Below are 15,431 nucleotides of genomic sequence, written 5' to 3'. Positions count from 1 at the left end.
AGGATCGGCGTGCCGCCGGTGACCGCGATGCGGGCACCGGAGACGTAGCTGGACTCGTCGGAGGCCAGCATGACGTAGACCGGGGCCAGCTCCGCGGGCTGGCCCGGGCGGCCGAGCGGGGTCGACGTGCCGAACCCCTCGACGTCCTCGGGCTTGACCGTGGCGGGGATGAGCGGGGTCCAGATCGGCCCGGGCGCCACGCTGTTCGCCCGGATGCCCTGCGGCCCGTACTGCTGGGCCAGCGCGCCGGTGAAGTTGGCGATGCCGGCCTTCGTCGTGTCGTAGGCGATCAGCTGGGGCGGCGGCTGGTCGGAGTTGACCGAGGTCGTGTTGATGATCGACCCGCCACGGTCCATGTGCGGCAGCGCCGCCTTCGTCACGTGGAACAGGGCGTCGAGGTTGACCGCCATCGTGTGGTGCCACTCGTCGTCGGGGATGTCCTGCAGCGAGTCCCGCGCCATCTGGAACGCGGCGTTGTTGACCAGCACGTCGATGCGCCCGAGCGCGTCGACGGCCCGGGCGACGAGGTCGCGGCACTGCTGCGGCTCGGCGAGGTCGCCGGGCACCAGGACGGCGCGGCGGCCCGCGTCCTCGACCCAGCGGCCGGTCTCGCGGGCGTCCTCCTCCTCGGAGGGCAGGTAGGACAGCACGACGTCGGCGCCCTCGCGGGCGAAGGCGATCGCCACCGCGCGTCCGATGCCGGAGTCGCCGCCGGTGATCACGGTGGCCTTGCCCTCGAGGCGGCCGGAGCCGCGGTAGCTGTGCTCGCCGTGGTCGGCGGGCGGGTCGAGCCGGTCCTCGTAGCCGGGGTGGTCCTGGCCCTGGGCGGGCGGGTTCGTCATGGCCGGCGGGTTGCCGGGGCCTCGTCAGGACGAAACGGTCGCCTCGGGCTGCTTGCGGCGGGGGATCAGGTGCGCGATCCCGACGATGACGGCGCCGACGACGAGCCCGATGACCGCCGAGCACAGGGTGTTCACCAGCCAGCCGGGAAAGCCGCCGCCGAGGAGCTCCTCGAGGTGGTGCACGAACGCGTAGGGCGGGTGGAAGCCCAGCTCGTCCACGCCCACCAGCAGGATGTGGCCGCCGACCCAGAGCATCGCGATGATGCCGACGTTGGACAGGAACGCCAGCACGATCGGCATCGCCCGGACCAGCCCCCGCCCGAGCCCGGCCACGGCGCCGTTCTCCCGCTTCGAGAGCGCCAGGCCGGCGTCGTCCATCTTCACGATCAGGGCCACGACCCCGTAGACGAGCGCGGTGATGGCCACGGCGACGAACGCGAGGATGACCGCCCGCGACACCAGCCCCTCGCTCGCGACCTCGTTCAGCGCGATGACCATGATCTCCGCCGAGAGGATGAAGTCGGTCCGCACCGCCGAGGAGACGACCTTCTTCTCGGTCTCCTCGGGGGCCGCGGCCACGGCCTCGTCGCGGGACTCGGCGTGTTCCTCGTGGCCGGAGAGCTTCTCCCAGACCTTCTCGGCGCCCTCGTAGGAGAGGTAGAGCCCGCCGAGCATGAGGATGGGGGTCAGCGCCCACGGCGCGAACTGCGACAGGACCAGGGCGACCGGCAGGATGATGACGATCTTGTTGAGCAGCGAGCCCCGTGCGATGCGGCCGATGATCGACAGCTCCCGCTTGGGCTCCAGGCCCTGCACGTAGCGCGGGGTGACCGCCGCGTCGTCGACGACGACGCCCGCCGCCTTCGCGCTCGCACGCCCCGCGGCGCCCGCCACGTCGTCGAGCGACGCCGTCGTCAGCTTCACCAGCGCCGCGACGTCGTCGAGCAGGGCGAAGAGTCCGGCGCTCATGACACGGAGCTTATGTCCTGTTCGGGAGATCGTGACTCGCGGGAAGCCGGAACGCTCGCGATACTCGGGGCGAGTACGTGATCTCCAGCGCAGGAGGATCGAATGGCGGGATCGTGGCAGCCGGGCGACTCGGTACCGGACCGGTGGTTGCTGGCGCTGGAGGCCGGGTCGGTGTCGCTGGACGAGACGGTCGCGGCGCTCCGGGACCACGAGTGGCCGGACGCGACGCCGGCGGCGACCAGCCGCGGCGACACCGACCCGTTCCCGGCCGGGGGGTGGGTGATGACGATGGACGCGGCGCACAGTGACGGTCGCATCACTGACGAGCAGTACCGGGCCATCTACGACGCCTGCCGCAAGCGCTGACTGCTCCGTTCGGGGCGTAGCTCGCGCGAATTGACTACAGACTGCTCCGCTGGCCCGGCTTACGCTCCTCGTGGGGGACGTGTCGGGTCAGGGGGTCGGCATCATGTGGATCATCGCACCGCTCGCGCCGGGCGCGAGCCGCGCCGACTGGGAGTGGCACCGCGACGAGGTGTACGCGCGCGAGCGCGAACTCCGGGACGTCTGGACGAACGTCTGCCTGATGACCGGGCTGACGCAGGTGATCCCGACCCCCGGCCACAACCTCCAGGCGCCGCTGGTCGGCCGCATCCGGCTGGACTGCGCGCCGGTCTGCTTCTCGGTGAAACTGCGCCCCGGCCAGCTGCCGGAGGACGTCGCGCAGCGGGCCGACCGCATCGCGGCCGCGTTCCGGGTCCCGTCGGTCGAGGTCGTCACGATCACCCGCGACCTGCAGTGGATCTCGGTCCGGCTGATCGAGCCGTACTGGATCGAGTGGTCCTACGACGACGCGCTCGAGGCCGGCGACGACCGGCCGGTCGTCGAGGCCGTGCCCCAGGCCGGGGAGCTCCCGGCGGCCGAGACGGTCCGCGTCGTGGACGCCCCGGTGAGCGGGTGGAGCGCGGTCCGGCGGTTCTTCACCGGAGCGTGGCGCCTGCCCGACGCGGCACCCGACCCCGTCCGGCCGGCGAGCCCCTGACCGGTGGCCAGGGGCTCGCGCCCACGGCGGCTCAGTGGATGTGGCTGCCGCCGTTGACGTCGTACGTGGCGCCGGTGATGTAGCCGGTCTCCGGCCGGCACAGGAAGGTGATGAGGTCGGCGACGTCGTCGACCCGCCCGTTGCGGCCCACCGGGATGCCGGCCAGCAGAGCCGTCTTCCGCTCTCCCTCGAGGGCGCCGCCGGTGATGTCGGTGTCGATCAGCCCCGGGGCGACCGAGTTGACGGTGACCCCGACCGGGCCCAGCTCGCGGGCCAGGGCCCGGGCGAAGCCGAGCTGTCCCGCCTTCGCCGCGGAGTAGGCGACACCGCCGAACACGCCGCCACCGCGCTCGGCCGAGACCGAGGACAGGAAGACGATGCGCCCGAAGCCGCGCTCGGCCATGCCGGGGGCGACGCGGCGGGTGATGTTGTAGGCCCCGCGGACGTTGACCGCGAACACCTTGTCCCACTCGGCGTCGGTGACCTCGAGGAACGGCACCGGAGAGGTGATGCCGGCGTTGTTCACGAGCGCGCCGACCGGCGGCAGGGCGGTGTCGAGCGTGGCGAGCGCGGACTCGACGGAGTCCTCGTCGGTGACGTCGCAGGCGAACCCGGCGGTGCGGACGCCGTGGGCGCCGGCGACGTCGTCGGCGGTCTCCTTGGCGCCGGCCTCGTCGAGGTCGAGGACGGCGACGTGCCAGCCGGCCGCGGCGAGGGCGTGGGCGGTGGCGCGGCCGATGCCGCGGCGCGAGCCGGCGCCGGTGACGATCGCGGTGGAATCCGAGGCCGTGGTCATGCGAGCTGCTCCTTGATGCGGGTGACGATCGCGTCGGTGGACAGGCCGTACCGGTCGTGCAGCGTGGGGAGGGCCCCGGCGGCGAGGAACTCGTCGGGCAGGCCGATCCGGCCGAAGCGGGTGCCGATGCCGGCCAGGGCGAGCGTCGTGCCCACGGCCTCGCCGAGCCCGCCGACGACGGTGTGGTTCTCCAGCGTCAGGACGAGGCGGTCGGAGCGCGCGGCGTTCACGATCGCCGCGGTGTCCAGCGGCTTGATCGTCGGGACGTGCAGGACGGCGACGTCGACGTGGTCGGCCTCGAGGCGCTGGGCGGCCTGCAGGGCGCGCATCGTCATGAGCCCGGTGGAGATCAGGACGACGTCGCGGCCGGTGCGCAGCTCGGCGGCGCGGCCGAGCTCGAAGCGGTAGTCGTACTCGTCGAGCACCGTGGGGACCTGGCCGCGGAGCAGGCGCAGGTAGGTGGGCCCGTCGTGGTCGGCCAGCGCCGGCACGGCGGCGGCGATGTCGACGGAGTCGCAGGGGTCGACGATCGTCAGGTTCGGGCAGCCGCGCAGGATCGCGAGGTCCTCGGTGGCCTGGTGGCTGGGCCCGTAGCCGGTGGTCAGCCCCGGGAGGGCGCCGACGACGGTGACGTTCAGTCCCGGCTCGGCGATGTCGAGGCAGAGGAAGTCGTAGGCGCGCCTCGTCGCGAACACCGAGTAGGTCGAGGCGAACGGGACCAGCCCGGCCTCGGCCATCCCGGCCGCGGCGCCGAGCATGACCTGTTCGGCCATGCCCATCTGGAAGAAGCGGTCGGGGTGGGCCTCGCGGAAGACGTGCATGTCGGTGTACTTCGCGAGGTCGGCGGACAGGCCGACGATCTCGGGGCGCTCTGCCGCCAGCGCGGCGAGCGCGTGGCCGAACGGCGCGGGGCTGGTGCGCTGGCCGGGGTCGGCGAAGGAGGCGATCATCGCCGAGGTGGTCAGGCGCTGCTTGGTGGTCGCAGTGGTCGTGGTGCTCATGCGTGCGCTCCGGTCCGGTACTGGTCGTCGAGCTGGTCGCGGGCGATCTGCCATTCGTGGGCCTCGACCCGCATGAAGTGCGCCTTCTCGCGCGTCTCGAGCAGTGGCACGCCGCGCCCGATGCGGGTGTCGCAGATCAGGACCGACGGCTTCCCGGTGCCTGCGGGCAGCTCGTCGAGGGCGGTGAGGAGGGCGTCGACGTCGTTGCCGTCGACCCGGCGGACGTTCCAGCCGAAGGCCTGCCACTTGTCGACGAGGGGCTCGGTCCGCAGCACGCCGACGGTCGGCCCGTCGGCCTGCAGGGCGTTGACGTCGACCACGGCGAGGACGTTGTCGAGTCCGTGGTGGGCGCACGCCATGGCGGCCTCCCAGGTCGAGCCCTCGTCGAGCTCGCCGTCGGAGAGCAGGTTCACCACGCGGGCTCCGACGCCCCGGAGCCGCAGGCCCAGTCCGAGCCCGGTGGCGACGCCGAGGCCGTGGCCGAGCGAGCCGCCGGAGATCTCCATGCCGGGCGTGTAGGAGGCCATCGCCGACATCGGGAGGCGCGAGCCGTCGGACCCGTAGGTCTCCAGCTCGGCGACGTCGAGGATGCCGGCCTCGGCGAACGCGGCGTAGGCGGCGATCGCGTAGTGGCCGATGGAGAGCAGGAACCGGTCCCGGTCGGCCCACTCGGGGTCGTCGGGCCGGAGGCGGAGGTGGTCGGCGAACAGGGCCGCGAGGACGTCGGCGACGCCGAGCGCCTGCCCGATGTAGCCCTGGCCCTGCACCTCGCCCATGTCGAGGGCGTGCCGACGGATGCGGTGGGCGGCGCCGCGGACGCGGGCGACGCGTTCGTCGAGGGTCTCGGTCCGCGGGGCGGCCGGGAGCGTTGAGGTCATGAGAACGTCTCCGTACGTCGTGGTCAGGAGGTGGGGGCCGGGACCGGCCGGGCCGTGGCGCGGGCGATCTCGTCGACGGCGGCCTTCTCGGCGGCGCCCCAGGTCTCGCGGGTGAGCACCGTCGCGATCACTCCGCAGACGCCGTAGACGGTGATCAGCAGGGCCGGGCCGATCCAGCCGAACCCGGCGAACAGCGCCGTCGCGACCAGCGGCGTGAAGCCGGAGACGACCGCGGAGAGCTGGTAGGCCAGCGAGGCGCCGGTGGTGCGGGTGCGGGCGGCGAACAGCTCGGAGAACCACGCCCCCTGCACGCCGGCCAGCATGTTCTGGCAGACCGCGTAGCTGACGACGAAGGCCGCGACGATCGCGATCGCGGAGCCGGTGTTGACCAGCCAGAACAGCGGGACGCCCCACAACGCGGTGATGATCGTGCCGGCGAGGTAGACCGGGCGGCGTCCGAACCGGTCGGTGAGCGATCCCCAGAAGACGGTCGCGGCGACGCCGATCGCGGCCGCGATCATGGTGGCGGTCAGGGTCGTCGTCCGGTCCGACAGTTCCTCGGAGGTCAGGTAGGAGACGACGAAGGTGATGGTGACGGCGTAGCCGGCGGTCTCGGTCATCCGGAGGAAGAAGGCGCGGACGATGTTGCGCCAGTCGTCGCGGACGACCTCGAGCAGCGGGTTCTTCGAGACCTCGCCCTCGGCCTTGAGGTCCTCGAACTCGGGGGACTCCTCGACCTTGAGCCGGATGACGATGCCGACCGCGATCAGGACGGCGGAGAGCAGGAACGGCACCCGCCACGCCCACTGGTCGCCGAGCGGGACGCTGACCAGGAACGCGATGTTGGCCAGGAGCAGGCCGACGGGGAAACCGGCCTGGGTGATCCCGGTGTAGAGACCCCGTCTGCGCCAGGGGGCGTGCTCGAAGGTCATGAGGATCGCGCCGCCCCACTCGGCCCCGAAGGCGAGGCCCTGGACGACGCGGACGACGACGAGCAGGATGCCGGCCCACACGCCGACCTGGGCGTAGGTCGGCAGCAGCCCGATGAGCACGGTTGCGATGCCCATGAGCAGCAGCGAGCCGACGAGGACGGGCTTGCGGCCGATCCGGTCGCCCAGGTAGCCGCCGATGATGCCGCCCAGCGGGCGGACCGCGAAGCCGATGCCGAGCGTGGCGAAGGAGAGCAGGGTGCCCGAGAGCGGGTCGTCGGCCGGGAAGAAGACGGTGTTGAAGTAGAGCGCGGCGGCGACGCCGAAGCCGATGAAGTCGTAGGTCTCGATGGTCGCCCCGATGGACGAGCCGATCGCGACCCGCTTGCGGGCCTCGGTCCCCTCCACGGGGTGGCGGACCGCCGAGCTGGGAGGCGCGTGCCGTTCGGTCATGGTGATCTCCGCTGATCGTGAGGACTCGACGAGGAGCGGCCGCGCGTCCAAACTCCTCAACAGTCGACTGTTAACAGTCGACGTGGAGAAGAGAGTGAGGCGCCTCGGCGTCTCTGTCAACAGTCAGCACGAGCCGTCGCCGGAACGGCCCAGCGGCGTCAGGGGGAGAGCTGCCCGACGAAGTGGTCGGCGGCGGAGGCCATGTGCGACTCGACGATCGCGATCGCGGTGTCGGTGTCGCCCGCCTCGATGGCGTCGACGATCGGGGCGTGCCGGTCGCCGGCCATCATCACCGGGGAGTCGGCGGGGTCGCCGTTCATGATCGTGACCCGGATCCGGCCCTCGAGGTGGCGCCAGGAGTCGACGAGCATCGAGTTGCCCGACTCGCGGCACAGCAGCAGGTGGAAGGCGAGGTCCGCCTCGACGCGGGCGGCGAAGTCGGCCTCGGTGCCCTGGAGCGCCTCGACCGAGCGCCGCAGGGCGACCGCCGTCCGGTCGCGATGGTCGGAGGCGATGATCTCGGTGACCGCGAGGCCCTCGAGGGCGGCGCGCACCCGGAACAGGTCACGGACCTCCGCCGCCGTCAGACGGTTGACCCGCAGCATGCCGCGGGCCCCCGCCGTGACCAGCCCCTCCTGCTGGAGGTGGCGCAGGGCCTCGCGGACGGTCCCGCGGCTGACGCCGAGACGGTTGGCCAGCTCGACCTCCCCGAGGTGGTCGCCGGGGCGGTACCCGCCGGTGGTGATCGCCGTCCGCAACGCGTCGAGCGCGCGCTCGCGCAGCGTCGTCCGGTCCAGGCTCGCCAGCGGCTCCACAGACACCCGTTCCTCCTCGTCGTCGCCGAGGTTACCGGCTGCTCGCCGACGGGCGGGCCGGACATGATGGCGACGTGCTGCCGCTGGTGACCGCGATCGTCCCCGTCCTGCGTGGCCGGGTCTTCTTCGGCGTGCCGACCCGGACGCCCCGGTTCGTGCTGACCTTCGACGACGGCCCCGACCCGGCGACGACCTTCGCGCTGCTCGACGTGCTGCGCCGCCACGGGGCACGCGCCACGTTCTTCCTGATCGGGGAGCGGGCCCGCGCGCACCCGCAGCTCGTGGCGCGGATCGCCGCGGAGGGACACGAGATCGGCAACCACACCTGGCGCGACGAACCCACGTGGCGGCTGCCCCTCGCGGAGTTCCGGGAGAACCTGCGGGCGACCCAGCAGGTGCTCCGGGCCCACGGGCCGGTGCGCTGGTTCCGGCCGGGCTCCGGGTGGCCGACGCCCCGCCACCTCGCGATCGCCGAGCAGGAGGGCCTGCGCTGCGTGCTGGGCACCGTCGTCGCGATCAGCGGTTCGGGGGCGGGGACGGCGACCACCGCCCGCTGGCTGGACCCGCTGGTGCGCCGCGGGACGGTCGTCGTGCTGCACGAGGGGCCGCAGCGGTCCCGCGTCCCCGACACGGTCGACGGGCTGCTGGAGCGCACGGCCCGGCGCGGGCTGACGGCCGTCGGGTTGTCAGAGCTGGCGTGACGAGGCCGTCACCGGGCGCGGCGCGAGGTGCTCGGCGAGGAACGCGTCGATCCGCTCCCACAGCAGGAGCACGTTCTCCGGGTTGACGAAGCCGTGGCCCTCGTCGTCGCAGACCAGGTAGTCGACGTCCACGCCGCGCTCGCGCAGCTTCTCCACGATCCTGTCGGACTCCGCCTTGACCACGCGCGGGTCGTTGGCGCCCTGCGCGACCAGGAGGGGCGCGGTGATGGCGTCGACGCGGGTGATGGGGGAGCGGGCCCGCAGGTCGGCGAGCTGCTCGGGATCGGACGGGTCGCCGGCGTAGCGGTACCAGTTCGGCGCGAGGTAGGGCCGCACGAAGTCGGGCTGGGTGCGCATGAAGTTCTCCAGGTCGGAGACGCCCACGTAGTCGACGACGGCGGCGAAACGGTCCGGGGTGAAGGTGGCGCCGACGAGCGCGGCGTAGCCGCCGTAGGAGCCGCCCAGGATCGCGACCCGGTCGGGGTCGGCGTAGCCCTGCTCCACCGTCCAGTCGACGGCGTCGAGCAGGTCGGTGTGCATCCTCCCGGCGAGCTCGCCGATCGCGGCCCGCATGTGCGCGCGCCCGAAGCCGATGGAGCCGCGGAAGTTCACCTGCAGCATCGCGAAGCCGCGGTTCGCGAGCAGCTGCACCCCGGAGGCGTACTCCCAGTTGTCGCGCGACCACGGCCCGCCGTGCACGGCCAGGACCAGCGGCAGCCCCCGCGGCTCGACGTCGGGCGGGAGGGTCAGCAGCGACGGGAGCTCGAGGCCGTCCCGGGCCGTGATGCGCACCCACGACATGGGGGCCAGGCTCTCCGGGTCGAGGTCCGGGTAGGGCCGGAACAGCAGCCGCCGCTCGCCGGTGGCGTGGTCGTAGAACCAGGTCGCGCCCGGGTTGCGGTCGTGGGTGAACGAGACCACCCAGCGCCGGCCCTCGTCGTCCGAGCTGATCGCCGCGAGGTCGCCGTCGGCCAGGGCCTCGAGCGCGGGCAGGACGGCGGCGAACTCGTCGTCGAGAGCCTGGATGACCTGCCGTTCGCGCAGGTAGCGCACGCCCAGCAGCTCCCCGGTGCGGCGGCGGCGGATCAGGGGCGACGGCAGGTTCGGGAAGACCTGGGTCCGGGAGTCGATGTCGTGGGTCGGGTGGCTGTCGACCAGGGTCTCGGCGCCGGTCGCGAGGTCGATGCGGACGAGGTGGGTGCGGTCGGTGCCGCGGTAGGACGGCGCCCACAGAGCGGTGCGGTCGGGGGTGAACTCCAGCGCGGCCATGCCGACCGGGAAGTCGTCGCCGGAGAAGGTCACGATCTCCTGCGGGTCGCCGTCGTTCCAGCGCGACAGCACGTGGTCGCCGGCCTCCGTCGCGGTGCTGACGAGCAGCTCGCCGCCGGCCGCGCGCATCCACCCGGCGACGTCGCCCGGGTTCTCGGCGAGCATCCGCAGCTCACCGCTCGCCACGTCGATCTCGTGGAGGTCGAACAGGGCGTGGTCCCGGGCGTTGAGCTGGACGATCACGGTGCCGGGCCGGTCGTGGGGCTGCTCGATGCCGAGCACCCGCGCGCCCGGGAACGGGGTGAGGTCGGTGACCTCGCCCGAGGCCAGGTCGACGCGGAGGACGTGGTTGTTCTCGTCGCCCCCGGTGTCCTGCAGGTAGAGCAGGTGGTCCGGGCCGGCCCACTCGAAGTGCTGCACCGTGCGGGTCTCGTCGGCGGTGACGCGGCGGGGCTCGTCGCCGTCGCCGAGGCCCTCGACCCAGACGTTCATCCGCTCCTGCCACGGGGCGAGGTAGGCGATGCGGGTGCCGTCGGGCGAGATCACCGCCGCGGTGCGCTCCGGCGGGGCGAACAGGTCCTGGACGGTGTAGCGGGTCATGGGCCCGAGGAGACACCGTGCCGTCGGGGCACACTCCAGGACCGTCACCCGTTCGGCTGGCGCCCCCGGCAGGATTTGAACCTGCGACACCCGCTTTAGGAGAGCGGTGCTCTATCCCCTGAGCTACGGGGGCCCATGTGCAGCGTAGCCGTACGGCGAGCCGTCAGTTCATCGACGGGAGCGCCCAGCACAGCCGGACGGTGGTGCCGGACGCCGAGGTGCTGATGGACGACCGGTCGGCCATCCGGCCCATGAGCGTGACCCCGCGGCCCCGGTAACCGCGGTCCTCGGGCTGGGGCCGCCAGACGCCGTCGTCACGGACCATGACCGCGATGCCACCGCCGCAGCCGCGGGTGTTCGCGACGACCTCCACCGTGCAGCCGCGCTCCCCGGCGGCGTGCTCGACCGCGTTCGTCACGGCCTCGTCCGCGAGGAGCAGGACGGCGTCGGTGAGGTCCTCGTCGAGGTCCCGGGTGGCCATCCACTCCCGCAGCCGGCGACGGAGGGTCCGGACGGCGGGTGGCCGCGCGGGCTCGCGGGAGGAGAAGCCGCCGGGTGACGCCCCCGGGACGTCGACGGCAGGTGCGCAATCGCAGACCGGGCCTCCGGTCGGGATCGTCGTGGGCCGTGACTGGGGTGCGATGGGTACTCCTCGGGTGCGCCTCCACCCACGGAATTCATGGGCACCGGCAGGCTCGGGTACCACCCACACGCGACGTCACTCGTGTCCCGTGGCACCCAACCGGACGGCGAGCACCACGACGTCGTCGACCGCAGCCGGCGCGACGGTCGTGATCGTGGCGTCGACGAGTTCCTCCAGCGGCAGCCCGGCGTGGCGCCCGAGGGCCTCCCGGAGGCGCCGGCTCCCCTCGTCGAGGTCCTCGCCCACGTGCTCGACCAGCCCGTCGGTGTGCAGGACGATCGTCGCGCCGTCCTGCAGCTCGGCGGTGTGGTCGGTCCGGGCGCGCTGCACCACGGCGGGGAAGCCGAAGAGCGGGTCGAGCCCCTCCAGCACCCGGACGGCGCCGTCCGGGTCCACCACCAGGGGTGGCGGGTGACCGGCGTTGGTCCAGGTCATCTCCCACCGGCCGGGATCGCGGCGCCGGAGCCGGGCCAGGACGGCCGTGCCCGCGTGCCCGAGGCCGTCCCCGTCGACGGCCCGCTCCACGGCCGCGAGCACTCGGGACGGAGGGCCCTCGACGTCCCACGCGGCCTGGCGCAGCATCGAGCGGATCTGGCCCATGCGGATCGCGGAGTCGAGGGTGTGGCCCACGACGTCGCCGACCGACGCCGCGACCACGTGGTCGGGGAGCAGGGAGACGTCGTACCAGTCGCCGCCGACGTCCTCGTGGTCGTCCGCGGGCAGGTAGCGCGCGACCAGCTCCACCCCCGGCACCTCCGGCAGCGGCGCGAGCATCGCGGTCTGCATCTCGTGCGCCACCGTCACGCGGCGCTCGACGAATCGCACCCGGGCGACGGCCTGGGCCACGTAGCCCGCGATCGTGCGGGCGTAGAGCCGGTCCGCGGCGTCGAGCAGCGGGTCCGCCGGCCAGCCCATCACCATGAGGCCGAGCTCGCCGTCGTCGCCGCAGAGCCGCACGACCAGGGCGACGCGCGTGCCCTGGTGCGCCAGCCACGCGCGGAAGCCGGTCGGGAACCCGCCGTCGGGATCGTCCTCGCTGCCGACGACGAGGAGCTCCTCGTCCGGCGACTCCCCGGGCCCGTGCTCGGCCCACGGCAGCTCCGCGCCGGCGCGCGGGGTGTCCGCGGCACCGTCGTGCAGGCGGTACGTGCCCTCGTCCAGGACGGCGACCCGCACCGACGAGGGCTCCAGGGTGGTGGCCACCAGCTCGGAGAGCTGACGGCGGATGCCGGCGACGTCGCTCGCGTCGGTGAACGCCTGCGAGGCGCGCAGCAGCGACTGGCTGCGGTCGAACGACGCGGAGAGGTCGCGCTCGACGACGTCGCGCCGCTCGCGCTCCTCACGGGCCCGGACCTCCGCGAGCCGCACCCGGAGCTCCGCCGAGCAGCCCGCGGCCAGCCCGGCGAGCAGCTCGAGCTCGTCCGCGGTCCACCGGCGCGGGACGGCGTCGATGGCGCAGAGCGACCCGAGGACGTGGCCCTCGCCGTCGACCAGGGGCATCCCGGCGTACGCGATCACCGACAGGTCGCGGATCGCGAGGTTCTCGCGGACACGCTCGTCCTCGCGGGCGTCCTCGACGACGAGCGGCTCGGCGGACACCACCACGTGCCGGCAGAACGAGTGGCTGAGCGGGGTCCTGCGCTCCTCCGACCAGGGTGGGGGGAGTCCGGCCTGGCCGGGGAAGGACTGCCCGTCGGGGTCGACCAGCGACACCAGGCCCACCGGGACGCCCAGCAGGCGGCGCACCCGTTCGGCGATCGCGTCGAGCTCGGGGTCCGCGGCCGCCGACAGCTCGGAGCGGTGCAGGGCCCGCAGGCGTGCGGGATCGCCGAGGACGTCGGCGTCCTCGGTGCCCTGCCCGGCGCGCGGCTCTGCTCGCATGTCCCTCCCGAGGCGCGATGGTAGGCAACTCGCGCCCGGGTGCGGGTCACCGCGCGGGTGACCCCGGGCACGAGCGGGCGGTCAGGGCCCCGGCGGGCGCGGCGCCGGAGCACCCGGCACCCGCTCGACCCCGTCGACGACGAGCCGGCCCCCGGGCCGCAGCGCCGAGGACACCGCTGCGAGCGCCCGGGCCTCCGCCGCCGGGTGCCGTCCGTCCAGGACACCCACCCGCACCGCGAACGCGAGGTCGAACGGCTCGTCGTCGGGACCGAGGACGAGATCCTCGATCGCCACGCAGCGCACCGAGAGGCGCCCGGCCGCGATCTCGGCCGCACCCGTCGTCGTGACCTGGCGGATCGCGGTGGGGGAGCGGTCGATGGCGAGGACGTGACCGGCGCGGCGGGCGACCTCGCGCGCCGCCGCGCCGGGGCCGCAGCCGATCTCCAGGACCCGGGTCGTCGGGTCGAGGGGCAGCGCGTCGACGATCGCGGCCAGGCGGGGCGAGAGGCTCATGCTCCGTGTGACCGCGCGGCCGCCCGGCAATCATCGTCAGGCGAGATCCTTGAGCTGCGCCCCGATCCGCCGCCCCATCTCCTCGCCGAGCGCCTGCAGCCCGGACAGCGGCCGCACCATCACCTCGAACTCGGTGATCAGCCCGTCGTCGTCGACGTGGACCAGGTCCACCCCGCGCAGGTCCTTGCCGTTCACCCGGGCGGAGAACTCGAGCACCGCGTCGTGGCCGTCGGCGAAGGTGCGGTGGTAGCGGAAGTCCTCGAAGACGGTGAGGACCGTGCGCAACGCCAGGACGACCGCGTCCCGCGTCGGGTAGGGCGTGTGGGCCACCGGCGACCGGAACACGGCGTCGGGGTGGACGATCTCCGGGAGCTCGGTCAGGTCGCGGCGGGCGACCATGTCGTGCCACCGCTCGAGGGTCTGCGCGAGGGTCATGCGTCGAGGGTGCCGTGCCGGGGCGGTCAGGTGTTCGTGATCCGGAGCAGGAAGGCGTGAGGTGCCCGATCTCGTGCGTGCCTCCCGGGCCCTCCGCTGGTTAGGGTTCCCGACCATGACGACGGTACTGGTGACCGGTGGCGGCGAGCGGCTCGAGCAGGTGGCGGCGGCGGTGAAGGCGGCGGGGGCCGAGACCGTCGTGGTGGACGACCCGGGGCAGCTCGGCGAGGCCGTGAGCGGGAGGACCTTCGACGGCTACGTGCAGCTGCCGGTGGCGATGACCCCGACCGAGGGCAGCGTCGTCGCGAAGGTCGAGCAGTTCCTCACCCAGGGCATGCTCTCGCGCTTCCGTGCGGCGGCCACCGTGCTGCCGACGTTGGCGCCGGAGGCGAACGTCATGCTCGTCGGCGGCCAGACGAACGTCGACGTGGACGCCCCGGACGACGCCGACGCCCGCGCCGCCATGCTGCGGGTGCTGGCGCACGCCCTGCGCGCCGAGCGCGCCCCGGACCGCCTCACCGTCCGCGTCGCGAACTCGACGTGGACCGCCGAGCAGATCGCCGCCAAGGTCACGGGCACCGGCCCGAGCGGGCCCGGTGAGCAGGGCTCGGACGACGCCGCGATCGGACAGGCGTACGCGGACTGGCGCGCCGAGGTCGTCGGGCTGGCCCGGGTGGAGTTCTAACCTCAGGCACCTCTCAGGCCCGCTGGTCATGATGGGCCCATGCGGATCCTCGTCGTCGACGACGACCGGGCCGTGCGCGACTCGCTGCGCCGGTCCCTGGCGTTCAACGGCTACCAGGTCGAGCTCGCGACCGACGGCCAGCAGGCCCTCGACGCGATCTCGACCGAGCGGCCGGACGCCCTGGTGCTCGACGTCATGATGCCCCGTCTGGACGGCCTGGAGGTCTGCCGGCGGCTGCGCAGCGCGGGCGACGACCTGCCGGTGCTCGTGCTCACCGCCCGCGAGGCGGTGTCCGACCGGGTCGCGGGCCTCGACGCCGGCGCCGACGACTACCTGGCCAAGCCGTTCGCCCTCGAGGAGCTCCTCGCGCGGCTGCGCGCCCTGCTGCGCCGCACCTCCCCGGAGGACCGCGACCGCGACGACACGCCCGACCCGCTGACCTTCGCGGACCTCTCGCTCGACCCCGCCACCCGCGAGGTCCGGCGCGGCGACCGCCCGATCACCCTGACCCGCACCGAGTTCAGCCTGCTCGAACTGCTGATCTCGAACCCCCGGCGGGTGCTCACGCGCAGCCGCATCCTGGAGGAGGTCTGGGGCTACGACTTCCCGACGACCGGCAACGCCCTCGAGGTCTACATCGGCTACCTGCGCCGCAAGACCGAGGCCGACGGCGAGCCGCGGCTGATCCACACCGTGCGCGGCGTGGGGTACGTGCTGCGCGCCGACGCCTGACCCGGGCGCACCTCACCCGGAGGACCCAGCGAACTCACACCTCCGTCTCATGGAGTCGACCTCCCGGCGGGCGCACCATCGAGGGTGGAGACGGTGCGGCAGGTCGGGATCCCCCGGGCGAGTGCGATCGACGGGCCGCGGCGCGCGGTGCAGTGGCTGGCGGCGGTCACGGTGGACTCGCTCGACCTGCTCGGGCAGGGCGCGGTGGCGGTGCTGCGCACGATCGGTCGGCGGCGTCCCCGCACCG

17 protein-coding genes and 1 tRNA gene are annotated in these 15,431 nt (G+C 73.5%); 5 read left to right on the top strand and 13 right to left on the bottom strand.

Features of this window, described 5'->3' with window-relative positions:
* Positions 1–842: SDR family oxidoreductase (locus tag WCD74_RS29615; protein ID WP_337698529.1), on the bottom strand; the 842-nt coding region annotated here is incomplete at its 3' end.
* Between the two features lie 24 nt (positions 843–866).
* A complete protein-coding gene (locus WCD74_RS29610) occupies positions 867–1,811 on the bottom strand; it encodes a DUF808 domain-containing protein (RefSeq protein ID WP_337698528.1) in 945 nt (314 codons plus the stop codon).
* Between the two features lie 102 nt (positions 1,812–1,913).
* Between WCD74_RS29610 and WCD74_RS29605 the strand changes: the two genes are divergently transcribed.
* Both WCD74_RS29605 and WCD74_RS29600 read left to right on the top strand, forming a co-directional pair.
* Positions 1,914–2,177: a hypothetical protein gene (locus WCD74_RS29605; protein WP_337698527.1), complete on the top strand. Its 264-nt coding sequence runs from the start codon at positions 1,914–1,916 to the stop codon at positions 2,175–2,177.
* A 103-nt stretch (positions 2,178–2,280) separates the two neighbouring features.
* Entirely contained in the window at positions 2,281–2,853 is a 573-nt protein-coding gene (locus tag WCD74_RS29600; RefSeq protein ID WP_337698526.1) for a hypothetical protein, read from the top strand.
* 31 nt (positions 2,854–2,884) lie between these two features.
* Here the strand turns inward: WCD74_RS29600 and WCD74_RS29595 are convergent, their stop codons facing one another.
* From WCD74_RS29595 to WCD74_RS29575, 5 genes are all read right to left on the bottom strand, one after another.
* On the bottom strand, positions 2,885–3,649 hold the full coding sequence (locus WCD74_RS29595; RefSeq protein ID WP_337698525.1) for an SDR family NAD(P)-dependent oxidoreductase: 765 nt from the start codon (positions 3,647–3,649) through the stop codon (positions 2,885–2,887).
* A complete protein-coding gene (locus WCD74_RS29590) occupies positions 3,646–4,650 on the bottom strand; it encodes a transketolase family protein (protein WP_337698524.1) in 1,005 nt (334 codons plus the stop codon). Before WCD74_RS29590 ends, WCD74_RS29595 begins: the two co-directional genes overlap by 4 nt.
* On the bottom strand, positions 4,647–5,528 hold the full coding sequence (locus WCD74_RS29585) for a transketolase (protein ID WP_337698523.1): 882 nt from the start codon (positions 5,526–5,528) through the stop codon (positions 4,647–4,649). The genes WCD74_RS29590 and WCD74_RS29585 overlap by 4 nt, the downstream gene beginning before the upstream one ends.
* Before the next feature lie 23 nt (positions 5,529–5,551).
* Positions 5,552–6,910 (bottom strand): MFS transporter, encoded by a 1,359-nt coding sequence (locus WCD74_RS29580; protein WP_337698522.1) that lies wholly within the window; start codon positions 6,908–6,910, stop codon positions 5,552–5,554.
* Positions 6,911–7,068: 158 nt separating this feature from the next.
* A complete protein-coding gene (locus WCD74_RS29575) occupies positions 7,069–7,731 on the bottom strand; it encodes a GntR family transcriptional regulator (RefSeq protein ID WP_337698521.1) in 663 nt (220 codons plus the stop codon).
* A 68-nt stretch (positions 7,732–7,799) separates the two neighbouring features.
* On the opposite strand from WCD74_RS29575, the gene WCD74_RS29570 reads away from it, so the two are divergent.
* Positions 7,800–8,426 (top strand): polysaccharide deacetylase family protein, encoded by a 627-nt coding sequence (locus WCD74_RS29570; RefSeq protein ID WP_337698520.1) that lies wholly within the window; start codon positions 7,800–7,802, stop codon positions 8,424–8,426.
* Here WCD74_RS29570 and WCD74_RS29565 read toward each other — a convergent pair.
* The 6 genes from WCD74_RS29565 to WCD74_RS29540 form a co-directional block, all read right to left on the bottom strand.
* Positions 8,412–10,295: a S9 family peptidase gene (locus WCD74_RS29565; protein ID WP_337698519.1), complete on the bottom strand. Its 1,884-nt coding sequence runs from the start codon at positions 10,293–10,295 to the stop codon at positions 8,412–8,414. The genes WCD74_RS29570 and WCD74_RS29565 overlap by 15 nt on opposite strands.
* 57 nt (positions 10,296–10,352) lie before the next feature.
* Positions 10,353–10,428: transfer RNA gene (locus WCD74_RS29560), tRNA-Arg, on the bottom strand.
* A 30-nt stretch (positions 10,429–10,458) separates the two neighbouring features.
* The gene (locus WCD74_RS29555; protein WP_337698530.1) at positions 10,459–11,001 is read right to left on the bottom strand and encodes an ATP-binding protein; all 543 of its coding nucleotides are present in this window, start codon (positions 10,999–11,001) and stop codon (positions 10,459–10,461) included.
* Between the two features lie 12 nt (positions 11,002–11,013).
* Positions 11,014–12,819 (bottom strand): GAF domain-containing SpoIIE family protein phosphatase, encoded by a 1,806-nt coding sequence (locus WCD74_RS29550; RefSeq protein WP_337698518.1) that lies wholly within the window; start codon positions 12,817–12,819, stop codon positions 11,014–11,016.
* 81 nt (positions 12,820–12,900) lie between these two features.
* Positions 12,901–13,332, bottom strand: coding sequence for an SAM-dependent methyltransferase (locus WCD74_RS29545; protein WP_337698517.1), 432 nt, complete (start codon positions 13,330–13,332; stop codon positions 12,901–12,903).
* A 36-nt stretch (positions 13,333–13,368) separates the two neighbouring features.
* Positions 13,369–13,767, bottom strand: coding sequence for a nuclear transport factor 2 family protein (locus WCD74_RS29540; RefSeq protein WP_337698516.1), 399 nt, complete (start codon positions 13,765–13,767; stop codon positions 13,369–13,371).
* A gap of 115 nt (positions 13,768–13,882) precedes the next feature.
* On the opposite strand from WCD74_RS29540, the gene WCD74_RS29535 reads away from it, so the two are divergent.
* Together WCD74_RS29535 and WCD74_RS29530 are read left to right on the top strand one after the other, a co-directional pair.
* Complete coding sequence (locus tag WCD74_RS29535; RefSeq protein WP_337698515.1) at positions 13,883–14,452, top strand: hypothetical protein; 570 nt, start codon at positions 13,883–13,885, stop codon at positions 14,450–14,452.
* A gap of 39 nt (positions 14,453–14,491) precedes the next feature.
* A complete protein-coding gene (locus WCD74_RS29530; protein WP_337698514.1) occupies positions 14,492–15,184 on the top strand; it encodes a response regulator transcription factor in 693 nt (230 codons plus the stop codon).
* Positions 15,185–15,431 lie beyond the last annotated feature (247 nt).

The organism is Actinomycetospora aurantiaca (assembly GCF_037401875.1).
Lineage (GTDB): Bacteria > Actinomycetota > Actinomycetes > Mycobacteriales > Pseudonocardiaceae > Actinomycetospora > Actinomycetospora aurantiaca.
Note: the sequence above shows the minus strand (reverse complement) of the source record. Positions and strands in the feature narration are given on the sequence as shown.

What these genes read in the sequence shown, in the direction of transcription:
- WCD74_RS29610 (WP_337698528.1), bottom strand. Translation starts at nt 1,811, where the DNA reads ATGAGCGCCGGACTCTTCGCCCTGCTCGACGACGTCGCGGCGCTGGTG.
- WCD74_RS29605 (WP_337698527.1), top strand. Translation starts at nt 1,914, where the DNA reads ATGGCGGGATCGTGGCAGCCGGGCGACTCGGTACCGGACCGGTGGTTG.
- WCD74_RS29600 (WP_337698526.1), top strand. Translation starts at nt 2,281, where the DNA reads ATGTGGATCATCGCACCGCTCGCGCCGGGCGCGAGCCGCGCCGACTGG.
- WCD74_RS29595 (WP_337698525.1), bottom strand. Translation starts at nt 3,649, where the DNA reads ATGACCACGGCCTCGGATTCCACCGCGATCGTCACCGGCGCCGGCTCG.
- WCD74_RS29590 (WP_337698524.1), bottom strand. Translation starts at nt 4,650, where the DNA reads ATGAGCACCACGACCACTGCGACCACCAAGCAGCGCCTGACCACCTCG.
- WCD74_RS29585 (WP_337698523.1), bottom strand. Translation starts at nt 5,528, where the DNA reads ATGACCTCAACGCTCCCGGCCGCCCCGCGGACCGAGACCCTCGACGAA.
- WCD74_RS29580 (WP_337698522.1), bottom strand. Translation starts at nt 6,910, where the DNA reads ATGACCGAACGGCACGCGCCTCCCAGCTCGGCGGTCCGCCACCCCGTG.
- WCD74_RS29565 (WP_337698519.1), bottom strand. Translation starts at nt 10,295, where the DNA reads ATGACCCGCTACACCGTCCAGGACCTGTTCGCCCCGCCGGAGCGCACC.
- WCD74_RS29550 (WP_337698518.1), bottom strand. Translation starts at nt 12,819, where the DNA reads ATGCGAGCAGAGCCGCGCGCCGGGCAGGGCACCGAGGACGCCGACGTC.
- WCD74_RS29545 (WP_337698517.1), bottom strand. Translation starts at nt 13,332, where the DNA reads ATGAGCCTCTCGCCCCGCCTGGCCGCGATCGTCGACGCGCTGCCCCTC.
- WCD74_RS29540 (WP_337698516.1), bottom strand. Translation starts at nt 13,767, where the DNA reads ATGACCCTCGCGCAGACCCTCGAGCGGTGGCACGACATGGTCGCCCGC.
- WCD74_RS29535 (WP_337698515.1), top strand. Translation starts at nt 13,883, where the DNA reads ATGACGACGGTACTGGTGACCGGTGGCGGCGAGCGGCTCGAGCAGGTG.
- WCD74_RS29530 (WP_337698514.1), top strand. Translation starts at nt 14,492, where the DNA reads ATGCGGATCCTCGTCGTCGACGACGACCGGGCCGTGCGCGACTCGCTG.